At 72.9% G+C, this 13,246-nt stretch carries 9 protein-coding genes; 4 read left to right on the top strand and 5 right to left on the bottom strand.

Translation table 11 applies throughout. From position 1 onward, the window contains the following. Positions 1 to 144 precede the first annotated feature (144 nt). Genes ACGF15_RS21270 through ssd form a run of 3 tightly spaced genes read right to left on the bottom strand, consistent with a single transcriptional unit; the run spans position 145 to position 3,241 of the window. On the bottom strand, positions 145 to 996 hold the full coding sequence (locus ACGF15_RS21270; protein WP_362613235.1) for a type II secretion system F family protein: 852 nt from the start codon (positions 994 to 996) through the stop codon (positions 145 to 147). Further along, positions 993 to 2,141: a TadA family conjugal transfer-associated ATPase gene (locus tag ACGF15_RS21265; protein WP_362613231.1), complete on the bottom strand. Its 1,149-nt coding sequence runs from the start codon at positions 2,139 to 2,141 to the stop codon at positions 993 to 995. Before ACGF15_RS21265 ends, ACGF15_RS21270 begins: the two co-directional genes overlap by 4 nt. Beyond that, complete coding sequence (ssd, locus tag ACGF15_RS21260; RefSeq protein ID WP_362613228.1) at positions 2,138 to 3,241, bottom strand: septum site-determining protein Ssd; 1,104 nt, start codon at positions 3,239 to 3,241, stop codon at positions 2,138 to 2,140. The genes ACGF15_RS21265 and ssd overlap by 4 nt, the downstream gene beginning before the upstream one ends. A gap of 475 nt (positions 3,242 to 3,716) precedes the next feature. On the opposite strand from ssd, the gene ACGF15_RS21255 reads away from it, so the two are divergent. Next, positions 3,717 to 4,571: an HAD-IB family hydrolase gene (locus tag ACGF15_RS21255; protein WP_345614376.1), complete on the top strand. Its 855-nt coding sequence runs from the start codon at positions 3,717 to 3,719 to the stop codon at positions 4,569 to 4,571. 445 nt (positions 4,572 to 5,016) lie between these two features. On the opposite strand, the gene ACGF15_RS21250 is transcribed toward ACGF15_RS21255, so the two are convergent. Further along, complete coding sequence (locus ACGF15_RS21250) at positions 5,017 to 5,847, bottom strand: oxidoreductase (RefSeq protein WP_345614377.1); 831 nt, start codon at positions 5,845 to 5,847, stop codon at positions 5,017 to 5,019. A gap of 102 nt (positions 5,848 to 5,949) precedes the next feature. Between ACGF15_RS21250 and ACGF15_RS21245 the strand changes: the two genes are divergently transcribed. Beyond that, positions 5,950 to 6,936, top strand: a complete 987-nt coding sequence (locus tag ACGF15_RS21245; protein ID WP_345614378.1) for an ATP-binding protein — start codon at positions 5,950 to 5,952, stop codon at positions 6,934 to 6,936. A gap of 105 nt (positions 6,937 to 7,041) precedes the next feature. Here the strand turns inward: ACGF15_RS21245 and ACGF15_RS21240 are convergent, their stop codons facing one another. After that, complete coding sequence (locus tag ACGF15_RS21240; protein ID WP_392801006.1) at positions 7,042 to 8,322, bottom strand: hypothetical protein; 1,281 nt, start codon at positions 8,320 to 8,322, stop codon at positions 7,042 to 7,044. Between the two features lie 290 nt (positions 8,323 to 8,612). Here ACGF15_RS21240 and ACGF15_RS21235 point away from each other — a divergent pair, with 290 nt between their 5' ends. Together ACGF15_RS21235 and acs are read left to right on the top strand one after the other, a co-directional pair. Beyond that, positions 8,613 to 10,958, top strand: a complete 2,346-nt coding sequence (locus tag ACGF15_RS21235; protein ID WP_392801003.1) for a SulP family inorganic anion transporter — start codon at positions 8,613 to 8,615, stop codon at positions 10,956 to 10,958. A gap of 296 nt (positions 10,959 to 11,254) precedes the next feature. Continuing rightward, complete coding sequence (gene acs / locus ACGF15_RS21230) at positions 11,255 to 13,210, top strand: acetate--CoA ligase (RefSeq protein WP_345614381.1); 1,956 nt, start codon at positions 11,255 to 11,257, stop codon at positions 13,208 to 13,210. Positions 13,211 to 13,246 lie beyond the last annotated feature (36 nt).

Below are 13,246 nucleotides of genomic sequence, written 5' to 3'. Positions count from 1 at the left end.
CCCGGCTCCGCCGAAGGCCCAGCAGCGCCTCGCTGCGGCGCCGTGCGGCGGAGGTGCGGCGGCCGTCGGCGAGCAGGGGGACCAGGCTCCCGACAGCTGCCAGGACGGCGCCTGCGGCCAGGAGCCGGTCCGGCGGGCCGCCGGTCATGCCGCCTCCCCCGACCGCACGATCCTCGTGGCCCAGTACAGGCCTGCGGCCTCCAGGGCCCCTCCGACGGCGAGGCAGACGAGCCCCGCGGGAGAGTGGAGCAGCACCCGCAGCGGGTCCGCGCCGAGTGCCCAGCCCATGCCGAGCCCGGCCGCCGGCAGCAGCGCCAGCAGGACGACCGTGGACCAGGCACCGGCCAACTGCGCGTCGAGGTCGTCCTGCCGGTCCCGGTCGGCGCGCAGCGCGGCCTCCAGTCGTTCCAGTCCGGCGGCCAGACCGGCACCGCTGCCGACCGCCACCTGCCAGCAGGCGGCCATTCCCGCCAGGCCCTCCGCCCCCGGGCGCCGTGCGGCAGTCCGCAGCGCGGCCGACACATCGCCGCCGAAGCGTGCGGCGGCCAGCACCGCCGCCTCCGCCTCCGCGAGGGCCTCGTTCTGCCGTGCGGCGAACCTCAGCGCCTGAGCGGGCTGGAATCCTGCCCGGAGTTCCGCGGCGACCGCGCCGCACAGCGCGACCACGGCCTCGGCCCGCTGCCGTGCGCGGGCGCGCCGCTCCCTCCGGAGCAGCGCCCGGCGTACCAGGGGCACGGCGGCAGCCCCGAGGGCGAGGGGCAGCGGGGAGGCCCCGAGTACGGCCAGGACGAGGGCGAGGGGCAGGCACAGCCACTCCCGGCGGCGCCGTACGGCCTCCGCGGCCCGCTGCCACGACCATGGCGGGCGGCGGACCGGAGCGGCTGCGCCGGGCAGCAGCAGGAACACACGCCGCCTCCCGCGCTCGGCTGCGACCAGCAGCGAGGCCGCGGCACCGGCGCAGACCGCCGCCGCGCACAGCGGCTGGTCCACCGTCACGGCTGCTCTCCCGTCAGGTGCAGCAGTCGCGGCCAGCCCGTCTCCCGGGCGAACCCGTCCGCTCCCCAGCGCAGCGCGGGCACCGTGACGACGAGCCCGGCGGAATCCCGTTCCAGGACGTGCAGTTCGGCAAGCCGCCGCCTGCCCTGCCGGTCGCGTGCGAGATGGATGACCACGGACAGGGCGGCGGCCACCTGGCTGTGCAGGGCGGCCCGGTCCAGGCCCGCGGCGGTGCCGAGTGCCTCCAGCCTGGCCGGGACGTCGGCGGCGGCGTTGGCGTGGACGGTGCCGCAGCCCCCCTCGTGCCCGGTGTTCAGGGCGGCCAGCAGCTCGGTCACCTCCCGGCCGCGGACCTCCCCCACGACCAGCCGGTCCGGGCGCATCCGCAGGGCCTGCCGCACCAGGTCCTGCAGGGTCACCCGCCCCGCGCCCTCCTGGTTGGGGGACCGCGACTCCAGGCGCACCACGTGCGGGTGGTCCGGGCGCAGCTCGGCCGAGTCCTCGGCGAGCACGATCCGCTCCCCGTGGCCGACGAGGCCGAGGAGGCTGCTGAGCAGGGTGGTCTTTCCGGATCCGGTGCCGCCGCTGATGAGGAACGACAGGCGGGCGGCCATGAGGGCGCGCAGCACGCGGTCCCCTCCGGGCGGGAGCGTGCCGGCCTCGACGAGCTCCCGAAGCGAGAAGGCCCGGTGGCGGGCCACGCGCAGGGAGAGGCAGGTGGAGCCTACGGCCACCGGCGGGATCACGGCGTGGATGCGGGTCCCGTCCGGGAGGCGGGCGTCGACCCAGGGGTGGGCGTCGTCGAGCCGGCGTTCGGCGACGGCGGCCAGCCGCTGCGCCAGGCGCCGTACGGAGGCGGCGTCGGCGAAGGTGACGCCCGTGAGCTCCAGGCCCCCGCCCCGGTCCACCCACACCCGGTCGGGAGCGGAGACCAGGACGTCGGTGACCTCGGCGTCCGCGAGGAGGGGCTCCAGAGGCCCGGTGCCCACCAGTTCGCCGCGCAGCTGGGCGGTGACGCCGAGCACCTCGGCGTCACCCAGGAGGCGGCCCTGGGCCCGCAGGGCGGCCGCCACCCCGGCGGGGGTGGGTTCGGCTCCGCTTTCGGCGAGCCGCTGGCGAACGGCTTCCAGCAGTGCGGCGCTCATGCCGTCGCCTCCGCGGTGAGCGCGCTGCCCCAGAAGGCCGTGCAGAAGCGGGCGAGGGGTCCCCGGGCTCCGGCGCCGGGGGGTCTGCCGTCGTCCAGGGCGGCGGGCAGCCCCGGGTCCGCGGGCAGGTCCCCGGCGAGCGGGAGACCGAGCGCGTCCGCGACCCGGTGCTCGTCGAGCCCGGGGGCGTACGGGCCGCGGGCCACGACCCGGAGGTCCGAGAGGACCATGCTCATGGCGGACGCGACGCGGTGGGAAGCCGCGACGGCGCGCAGCTCTCCGGGGACCACCAGCAGGCCGAGATCGAGTTGGGCGAGTGCCTCGGCCACCCCTTCGTCGACCCGGCGGGGGAGGTCGACGACGACCACACCGCCCCTGCGCCGGGCGGCCGAGAGCACCGAGCGCATGGCCTCGGCGGGCACCGCCACGAGGTCGCCCCTGTCCCAGCTGAGCACGCGCAGCGCGTGGAGCCTGGGGAGCGACTCCTCGAGGGCCCCGCCCCCGACGCGGCCCTTCGAGGCGGCGAAGTCGGGCCAGCGGCGGCCCTGGGCCTGCTCACCGCCGAGCAGGACGTCCAGCCCCCCGCCGAGCGGGTCGCCGTCCACGAGCATGGTGCGCCTGCCCTCGCGGGCCGAGGTGACCGCGAGCGCGCAGGCGAGGGTGGAGGCCCCCGCGCCGCCCCGGCCGCCGATCACTCCGACCGTCAGCGCGGGCCGCCCGACACCTTCGGCCACGTCCGCGATCCGGTCCACGAGCCAGTTCTCGGACTCGGGCAGGCACAGCACCCCGTCGGCGCCGATCCGGACCGCCTGCCGCCACACGTCGGGGTCGTCCTGGTCCCTGCCGACGAGCAGGACCCCGCCGCGCCGGGGCACCCCGCGGCAGCGGTCCGCCGCATCCCCGCCGACGAGGATCAGCGGGGCCGCCTCCCAGATGCCGCGCCGTTCGGGAACGGTGTGGTGGACGGCCGGCTCCGCACCGGCGGCGGCGCACAGGCGCAGCAGGTCGTCCAGCAGGTCCACGTCCTCGGTGACGATCAGGGGGCCCTCGCGGCGGTGCTCGCCCACCGGGCTGTGCTGCGCTGCATTGGCTGCGACCACGGTCCACCTCTCTCCTGCGCATGCGCTCGGGACGGCGCGACGCGCGTGATTCCCCGGCCCGCGAAGTTCGCGGCAGGAATCACGGTGGAGTGCTCCCGGAAATCGTGTGGATCTTGGTGAAAAACTGTGGACAACCGGCCAGGTGTGAATAACCCGGTCGCCCATACCGGCGAGCCGCCAGGCACGCCGGAACGCAGCCCCATGACCACTCACAGTGACGAATCCGGGGCGGATCACTCCGGGCCGAGGAGCGCGGCCAGGGCGGCGAATGGATGGCGGACATCCGGGGAAGAGTGGGCGAAACCGCCCTGGACATGCGACGACCCCCGCCGGGGGGGAGAGCGGGGGTCGTCTTTCCGGCCGGCTCGGGGGGGGAGGAGCCGGACCGGGTTAGCACGGTCGCGAACGATCCGTGACTTCCATGGTGTACCCGAGAGCCTTCTCAGGCAAACCCACGCGCCACAGCGTACGCCGAATGGCGGGCGCATATGCTCTGCCCGTGGAAAACCACTCCTTGCCGCGTACTGCCGCGTTCTTCGACCTGGACAAGACGGTCATTGCGAAGTCGTCGACGCTGACCTTCAGCAAGTCCTTCTACCAGGGCGGGCTGATCAGCCGCCGCGCCGCCCTGCGCACCGCCTATACGCAGTTCGTCTTTCTGGCCGGCGGCGCCGACCACGACCAGATGGAGCGCATGCGCGAGTACCTCTCGGCGCTCTGCAAGGGCTGGAACGTCCAGCAGGTCAGGGAGATCGTCGCCGAGACGCTGCACGACCTGATCGACCCGATCATCTACGACGAGGCCGCCTCGCTGATCGAGGAGCACCACACCGCGGGCCGGGACGTGGTCATCGTCTCCACCTCCGGCGCCGAGGTGGTCGAGCCCATCGGCGAGATGCTGGGCGCGGACCGGGTCGTCGCCACCCGGATGGTGGTCGGTGACGACGGCTGCTACACGGGCGAGATCGCGTACTACGCCTACGGCCCGACGAAGGCCGAGGCGGTGCGGGAACTCGCCGCTTCCGAGGGATACGACCTGTCGCGCTGCTACGCGTACAGCGACTCCGCGACGGACGTGCCGATGCTCTCGTCCGTGGGCCACCCCCACGCCGTCAACCCGGACCGAGCGCTCCGGCGGGAGGCCGTGCAGCGCGGCTGGCCGGTTCTGGTCTTCAACCGTCCGGTGCGCCTGAAGCAGAGGCTGCCCGCCCTGTCGATGCCCACGCGACCGGCGCTGGTCGCCGCCGCGGTGGGGGCGGCCGCGGCCACGGCGGGCCTCGTCTGGTACGCCAGCCGCCGGCGCGGGGCGGCCCGGGCCGCCGCCCTGTGAACCCCGGCGGCGGACACCTTCGGCGCATCCCTTTCGTCCCGTATCGGGGCGGAAGGTAAAGAAGTGCAGGCAGGGCTTTCGCTCCGCCGCCCGCAGGAGTACAAAGGAGTCAACGGCCCGCGAGACCGAGGACGTCCGAAAGGATCATCTTCAACGCAGACAAGGCCCCACGGACCGAAGCATGGAAGTCGAGCACCCACGCGACGTCGACCCGTCGATTACGGGCCAGCCGCACCAGGGACGGGCAAAGAACCCGACCTGATGGGCAATATTTCGAGGACGCTTGGTAACTGGGCGGACATGCCAGCGGCGGTACCGAAGAGGTACCGCCGCAACCCTTTTCGGCACCCCTCCGCCCCACCGCCGGGCATCCGCGCGTCAGACCGCCGACCGCGCCGCGCGCACGCCCCCTCAGGCCGGAGACCGCAGGACGACGGGCCGGGCCTCAGGCGGCGCCGCGCTGAAGCGCCTCGCAGACCGCCGTCGACTCCCTGACACCGAGTTCCACGGACCGCCCGCAGTGGGCGATCCAGGCGGCCATCCCCTCGGGCGTGCCCGAGAGGTACCCCTCGAAGGCGGCCACGTACGCCGCCCGCCCCTGCTCGGCGTGCCCGACCTCGGCGGAGCAGACCGCCTTGGGGTCGAGACCGCTGCCGACGAGGACGATCCGCTCCGCGGCCCGCGCGATCAGGCCGTTGCAGGAGGTGAAGGGCCGCAGCGCGAGCAGTTCGCCGTGCACCACCGCGGCCGACACCAGGGCGGGCGCCGCGGTGTCCGCGACCACGAGGTCGGCCAGGCCCTCCAGCCGCCCGGCCACCTCGACGGCGGTGGGCAGCGACGCCTCGACAAGCGGCTCGTCGACCTCCTCGCCCGCCAGACGCGGACGCCCCACGGCGCCCGAGTCCTCGAAGCCGCCCGCCGCGACGAGGTGGAGACGGGCCAGCACACGCAGCGGCGACTGCCGCCAGACGGAGAGCAGCTGCCCCGCCTCGGCACCCAGGCGCAGCGCGGCGCCGACCGTACGCGCCTCTCCCTCGCCGCCGAAGTCCGTCCGCCTGCGCACCTCTTCCAGCGCCCAGTCCGCCCCGGAGAGCGCGGCGGAGGCACGGGCTCCCCGAAGGGCCGCCTCCGAGGTGATCTCGACACTGCGGCGACGCATGATGCGGTGCCCGTAGACCCGGTCGACGGCCTTGCGGACGGAGCCCACGGAGTCGGCGACGCCCGGGAGGGCGGCGAGGGCGGCGAGCGGGTCGCCCGCCGAGGCGTTGGTACTCATAAGCAGCGAGGCTACGCGCCCGGCACCCGGGGCCCACGTTGGAGTGGTCTTCTTCACTCACCGGGGCAACCCGGCGCACCCGTGCGGCTACGCTAGGTGAACATGAAGATCGCTTTCGTAGGGAAGGGCGGCAGTGGCAAGACCACGCTGTCCTCGCTGTTCATCCGCCATCTCGCCGCCCGGGCGGTCCCGGTCGTCGCGGTCGACGCCGACATCAACCAGCACCTCGGTGCCGCGCTGGGGCTGGACGAGTCCGCGGCCTCCTCGCTCCCGGCCATGGGCGCCCACCTTCCGCTGATCAAGGAGTACCTGCGCGGCACGAACGCCCGGATCACCTCTCCGGAGACGATGATCAAGACGACGCCGCCGGGCGAGGGGTCCCGCCTGCTGCGCGTGCAGGAGGACAACCCGGTGTACGCCGCGTGCGCCCGCACGGTGCACCTCGACGACGGCGAGGTGCGGCTGATGGCCACGGGCCCCTTCACCGAGTCCGACCTCGGTGTCGCCTGCTACCACTCCAAGGTCGGTGCGGTGGAGCTGTGCCTCAACCACCTGGTCGACGGCCCCGGCGAGTACGTCGTGGTGGACATGACGGCGGGGTCGGACTCGTTCGCGTCCGGGATGTTCACCCGCTTCGACATGACGTTCCTGGTGGCCGAACCGACCCGGAAGGGCGTCTCGGTCTACCGGCAGTACAAGGACTACGCACGCGACTACGGAGTCGCGCTCGCGGTGGTCGGCAACAAGGTGCAGGGACCCGAGGACGTGGACTTCCTGCGCCAGGAGGTCGGCGAGGACCTGCTGGTGACGATGGCCCACTCCGACTGGGTCAGGGCCATGGAGAAGGGCAGGCCCCCTCGTTTCGCCCGGCTGGAGGACGCCAACCGGCAGGCGCTCGGGATCCTGCAGCAGGCGGCCGACGCCTCGCACGCGCGCCGGGACCCGGAGCGCTACACGCGCCAGATGGTCCACTTCCACCTCAGGAACGCCGAGAGCTGGGGGAACGCGAAGACCGGGGCCGACCTGGCCGCACAGGTCGACCCCGCCTTCGTCCTGGGCGAGCACGTACCGGTGCCCCAGCCCGGATGACGCGCCGCGGGTGTCAGGCCTCGGGACGGGGCCGCCCGGCCGAAAGGACCGCGCCTCCCGCGGGCCGCCCGCGCCACGGAGACACGGACGGCCGGCGGGGAGGGCTCAGCGCTGGGTCCCATCCTTCCCGACGGGCGGTGCCGCGGCGACCGGGGGAGCCGCCAGGAAGCGGGCCCAGCCACCCTCGGGCGCCTGACCCACCTGCAGTTGCCGCATCTTCTCCAGGACGAGCGGGTCCTGTGCGTCGAGCCAGTCGACGAGCTGCCGGAAGGACACGCACTCGACGTCGCTCTTCACGCAGACGGCGGCGATGGTCTCCTCGACGGCCGTCATGTACGTGCCACCGTTCCACGACTCGAAGTGGTTGCCGATGATCAGCGGGGCTCGGTTGCCCTCGTAGGCGCGGTCGAAGGCCTTGAGGAGCCCGTCGCGCATCTGGTTCCCCCAGTAGGCGTGCATGGCGGGGTCGCCCTTGGTGGTCCCGGACTGGTTGACCATGAAGTTGTAGTCCATCGACAGCGTCTCGAAGGCGCGGCCGGGGAAGGGGACCATCTGGAGGGACAGGTCCCACAGCCCGTACTTCTTGCTCGGCCAGACCTGACTGTTGACTCCACTGGTGTCGTAACGGAAGCCCAGCTGGGATGCGGCGCGCATGAACGCGTCCTGGCCTTCGAGGCAGGGGGTCCGGGCGCCGATCAGCTCCTTGTCGTAGTCGAACGGGAGCGGCTCGGCGGAGGAGAGACCGGCATTGGTCTTCCAGTTCTTGACGAACGACTTGGCCTGGGCGATCTCGCTCTTCCACTCGTCCACCGACCAGGTGCCGACACCTCCGTTCGCCCCGCAGAAGTGGCCGTTGAAGTGGGTGCCGACCTCGTTGCCTTCGAGCCAGGCGCCGCGGAGTTCGCGCACGGTGTCGCGGATGCCCTCGACGTCGTTGAAGCCGATGTCCGAGCTCCCGGCCGCGTGCTGCGGAGGCTCGTAGAGCGAGCGCTTCTCCTCGGGCAGCAGGTACACGCCGCTGAGGAAGTACGTCATGGTGGCGTCGTACTTCCTGCCCACCTCCCGGAAGTGGGAGAACAGCTTCTGGCTGTCCTCCCCGGCGCCGTCCCAGGAGAAGACGACGAACTGCGGTGGCGTCTCGCCCGGCTTCAGGCGCTGCGGCCGGAGCAGGTTCGGCTGAGCGCCGGTGAAGGCGGTGGAGCCGTCGCCGATGAGGCGGACCGCGCTCTTGGGGGCGCCCACGCCCTGCTTCTGGGCCGGGGCGCCGTGCTCGGTCCCGTCGGCCGCCTTCCGGCCTCCGTCCCCGGTGGAGCAGCCCACCAGGCCGGCGAACAGGGCCGCGGCGACGGCGCCGACGGCGGCGGTTCTCTTGGTGACGGCCGGCATCCGTCCACCTCATTTCATATGTAGGTACGACTTTTCGATGGCGGAATCGCCACGCTCGCACCGCGAAAAGAGAGGCCCCGGAAGGCTGGGCCGGAATGAAGTGATTAATCACTGGATCGAGTGATTGATTGCCCCATTTGCCCTCAAAAGCATGTTCACTTCTTTACTCTGCATTACGGAGCGTTTACTCAGAGTTGAGAGCTCGTACGAACCGAGCGTCCCGCCACCGCACGCCGTGCCCCACGGCCGCGCCCCCCACAGACCGCGACCGCGCCCCGGAGGAGACGGGAATGACCTGCACCCCCACAAGCCCCGACGACACCCACCACCCGGTGGCAGGACGAACCGGACCGGACTCCTGCCATCGCCCGCACAGCCCACCCGGCGGCCGGACCCCGCGCCGCCGCCTCGGTCTCGACGCGGCGGACCTGTCCGCCTCCGTCTCCGTCTTCCTGATCGCCCTGCCGCTCTCCCTCGGCATCGCCCTCGCCACCGGCGCCCCCCTCCAGGCCGGTCTCGTGGCGGCGGCGGTCGGCGGCATCGTCGCGGGGCGCCTCGGCGGCTCGCCCCTCCAGGTGAGCGGGCCCGCGGCCGGGCTCACCGTCGTCACCGCGGAGCTGATCCAGCACTACGGCTGGCGGGCCACCTGCGCGATCACCGTCGCCGCGGGGTTCTGCCAGCTCGGGCTCTCCGCCCTGCGCGTCGCCCGGTCGGCACTCGCCGTCAGCCCCGCCATCGTCCACGGGATGCTCGCGGGCATCGGCGTCACCATCGCCCTCGCGCAGCTCCACATCGTGCTCGGCGGCACGCCCGACAGCTCACCGGTCGCCAATGTCCTCGCCCTGCCGGGGCAGCTGGTGGCGGCCCGTCCGACCGCACTCCTGATCAGCGGCCTGACCGTGGCCATCCTGCTGGCCTGGCCCCGGATCCCCGGACGCACCGGGCGGATCCTGCGCACCGTTCCCGCCGCACTGGCCGCCGTCGTGACCGCGGCCGCCGTCTCCGTCGGCGCGGGGCTGGACATCGAGCGGGTGGACCTGCCGTCCTGGAGTGCGCATGCCCTGCCGTCACTGCCGGACGGACCGGTCCTCGGCCTCGTCGCGGCGGTGGTGACCATCACCCTTGTGACCAGTGTGCAGTCCCTGCTCTCCGCAGTGGCCGTCGACAAGCTCGTCGCCGCACGGGGCGGGAACTCCGTCCCCCTGCGCTCCGATCTCGACCGCGAACTCTCCGGTCAGGGCGCGGCGAACATCGTGTCGGGCGCACTCGGCGGGCTCCCGGTCGCCGGAGTCGCCGTACGCAGCACCGCGAACGTCTCCGCAGGCGCGGTCAGCCGCAACTCGACCATGCTGCACGGGTTGTGGGTCGTGGTCGCCGCCCTCCTCCTCGTCCCGGCGATGGACCTCATCCCGCTCGCGGCACTGGCGGCCCTGGTCGCCGTCGTGGGCGTGCAGATGGTGAGTCTCACCCATCTCCGCAACATCCGCAGGAACCGCGAAGTGCTCGTCTACGCGGCCACCGTGGGCTCCGTGGTGCTCACCGGCGTCCTGGAGGGCGTGCTCATCGGCATCGGGGTCGCCGTGCTCGTCGCGCTGCACCGCCTCACCCGTACCCGGATCACGGTGGAGGAGGCACCGGGCGGCCACCGCGTCCGTGTGCGGGGGCAGTTGACCTTCCTCGCCGTGCCGCGGCTGAGCAGGGCACTCGGCCAGGTCCCGCCCGGCGGCTCCTGCGACGTCGAGCTGGACAGCTCCTTCATGGACCACGCCGCCTACGAGGCCCTGCGGGACTGGCGGACGGCGCACACCGCGCAGGGCGGCGCCGTGCAGTTCACCGGCCGGGCCGGGCTGCGCACCAGCGAACCCGGCTCCGAGCCCCACGGCTGCTGCCGCCCCTGGACGCCCTGGCGCAACCACCGCTGCGAGGACCGCTCGCACGGGCCCGCGATCCACCCGCTGGCCAGCGGGCTGAGCTCCTTCCAGCGGGACACCGCACCGCTGGTCCGCGACGAACTCGCCCGGCTCGCCGAGGAGGGGCAGCGCCCCTCGCACCTCTTCCTGACCTGCGCCGACTCCCGCCTGGTGACCAGCATGATCACAGCCAGCGGCCCGGGAGACCTGTTCACCGTGCGCAATGTGGGCAACCTGGTCCCGCGCCCCGGCGAGGAGCGCGGCGACGAGTCCGTGGCCGCCGCGATCGAGTACGCCGTCGACGTGCTGGAGGTGGACTCCATCACCGTGTGCGGCCACTCGGGCTGCGGGGCCATGCAGGCCCTGCTGGACGGGGCCGCCGACGACGACTCGACGCCCCTGCGGCGCTGGCTGCGGCACGGGCGCCCGAGCCTCGCCAGGATGCGCAGCCGCCGCCACCCGTGGGCGCGCATCGCGGGCCGGCTCCCCGCCGACGCCGTGGAGCAGCTCTGCCTGACCAACGTCGTCCAGCAGCTGGAGCACCTGCGGACGCACGAGGCCGTGGCGCGTCGGCTCGCCGACGGCACCCTGCGGCTCCACGGCATGTACTTCCACGTCGGCGAGGCACAGGCCTACCTGCTCACCGGCACCGACGATCACCGCATGGACGAGGTGTTCACCCGGGTCGCACCGGGTCCGTCCTCGCTGGAGGAGGTACGTGCCTGATCCGGCCGCCGGCCGGGTCGGACCGGCGGCGGGCCCGTGCGGGCGGGTGCCGCGAGACGGCCCGCGGCTCGGGTGAACCATGCGGGGGCGCCGTCCGTGCCACCGGGTGGCGCCCTCCTCCACCGCTCGGGGGAGGGTCCGCCGTCCGGCGGAGCGGCCGGACGGCGGCGCGGCGCCCGAAGAGTCCCATAGGTCTAAACCAATTTCCGGAAGGCCCTTGTCACCCGGCCCTTCGGCTGATGAGGTATGGCCTGGGACACATACGCACGGAAGACGCCCTGGGAAAGGGAGATGTCGTGAGCAACGAGAGCCTTGCCAACCTGCTCAAGGAAGAGCGACGGTTCGCCCCTCCGGCCGAGCTGGCGGCGAGCGCCAACGTGACCGCGGAGGCGTACGAACGGGCCGCGGCGGACCGTCTCGGCTTCTGGGCCGAGCAGGCGCGGCGCCTGGACTGGGCCACCGAACCGACCGAGACCCTCGACTGGAGCAACCCGCCGTTCGCCAAGTGGTTCGCGGACGGCCGGCTCAACGTGGCCTACAACTGCGTCGACCGCCACGTCGAGGCCGGCCACGGCGACCGGGTGGCCATCCACTTCGAGGGGGAGCCCGGCGACGGGCGCGCGATCACCTACGCCGAGCTGAAGGACGAGGTCTCGCGGGCGGCCAATGCGCTGACCGAACTCGGCGTCCGCAAGGGCGACCGGGTCGCCGTCTACATGCCGATGATCCCCGAGGCCGCGGTCGCCATGCTCGCCTGCGCCCGCATCGGCGCCGCCCACTCGGTCGTCTTCGGCGGGTTCTCGGCCGACGCCGTCGCCTCCCGCATCCAGGACGCCGACGCCAAGCTGGTCATCACGGCCGACGGCGGCTACCGCCGCGGCAAGCCGAGCGCGCTCAAGCCCGCCATCGACGAGGCGGTCTCGCGCTGCCCGCAGGTGGAGCACGTGCTCGTGGTGCGCCGCACCGGGCAGGAGACGCCCTTCACGGAGGGCCGCGACGTCTGGTGGCACGACGTGGTGGGCCGCCAGTCCCCTGACCACACCCCGGAGGCGTTCGAGGCCGAGCACCCGCTGTTCATCCTCTACACCTCGGGTACCACGGGTAAGCCGAAGGGCATCCTGCACACCTCGGGCGGCTACCTCACCCAGGCGGCCTACACCCACCACGCGGTCTTCGACCTGAAGCCGGAGACCGACGTCTACTGGTGCACGGCCGACATCGGCTGGGTCACCGGGCACTCCTACATCGTCTACGGCCCGCTGGCCAACGGCGCGACCCAGGTGATGTACGAGGGCACCCCGGACACCCCGCACCAGGGCCGCTTCTGGGAGATCGTGCAGAAGTACGGCGTCACCATCCTCTACACGGCTCCCACCGCGATCCGCACGTTCATGAAGTGGGGCGACGACATCCCCGCGAAGTTCGACCTGTCGAGCCTGCGGGTGCTCGGCTCGGTGGGCGAGCCGATCAACCCCGAGGCGTGGGTCTGGTACCGGGAGCACATCGGGGCGGGCAGCACCCCGATCGTCGACACCTGGTGGCAGACCGAGACCGGCGCCATGATGATCTCTCCGCTGCCCGGCGTCACCGAGACCAAGCCGGGCTCCGCCCAGCGACCGCTCCCCGGCATCTCCGCGACCGTCGTCGACGACGAGGCGAACGAGGTGCCCGACGGCGGCGGCGGCTACCTGGTCCTGACCGAGCCGTGGCCCTCGATGCTGCGCACCATCTGGGGCGACGACCAGCGGTTCATCGAGACCTACTGGTCCCGCTTCGAGGGCGTGTACTTCGCGGGCGACGGGGCGAAGAAGGACGAGGACGGCGACATCTGGCTGCTGGGCCGGGTCGACGACGTGATGCTGGTGTCGGGTCACAACATCTCCACCACCGAGGTCGAGTCCGCCCTGGTCTCCCACCCGAAGGTCGCCGAGGCGGCCGTGGTCGGGGCCGCGGACGAGACCACCGGCCAGGCCATCGTGGCCTTTGTGATCCTGCGCGGCAGCGCCAGCGAGGACGAGGGCCTCGTCGACGAGCTGCGCGCCCATGTGGGAGCGACCCTCGGGCCCATCGCCAAGCCGAAGCGCGTCCTGCCGGTGGCGGAGCTCCCGAAGACCCGCTCGGGCAAGATCATGCGCCGTCTGCTGCGCGATGTCGCGGAGAACCGGGAACTCGGGGACGTCACCACGCTGACGGACTCGTCCGTGATGGATCTCATCCAGACCAAGCTCCCCAGCGCCCCCGGCGAGGACTGACCGGAACCGGCAGCACCGGCTCCGACCAGGCATTTC

Origin of the sequence: Streptomyces sp. NPDC048001 (assembly GCF_043203115.1) — a bacterium.
In the GTDB taxonomy this organism is placed as follows: domain Bacteria; phylum Actinomycetota; class Actinomycetes; order Streptomycetales; family Streptomycetaceae; genus Streptomyces; species Streptomyces sanyensis.
The sequence above is the reverse complement of the archived record's forward strand: the minus strand, read 5'-3'. Positions and strand labels throughout refer to the sequence as shown.

Coding starts and splice junctions, on each gene's coding strand:
- ACGF15_RS21255 (WP_345614376.1), top strand. CDS start 3,717: ATGGCGGGCGCATATGCTCTGCCCGTGGAAAACCACTCCTTGCCGCGT.
- ACGF15_RS21250 (WP_345614377.1), bottom strand. CDS start 5,847: ATGAGTACCAACGCCTCGGCGGGCGACCCGCTCGCCGCCCTCGCCGCC.
- ACGF15_RS21245 (WP_345614378.1), top strand. CDS start 5,950: ATGAAGATCGCTTTCGTAGGGAAGGGCGGCAGTGGCAAGACCACGCTG.
- ACGF15_RS21240 (WP_392801006.1), bottom strand. CDS start 8,322: ATGCCGGCCGTCACCAAGAGAACCGCCGCCGTCGGCGCCGTCGCCGCG.
- ACGF15_RS21265 (WP_362613231.1), bottom strand. CDS start 2,141: ATGAGCGCCGCACTGCTGGAAGCCGTTCGCCAGCGGCTCGCCGAAAGC.
- ACGF15_RS21235 (WP_392801003.1), top strand. CDS start 8,613: ATGACCTGCACCCCCACAAGCCCCGACGACACCCACCACCCGGTGGCA.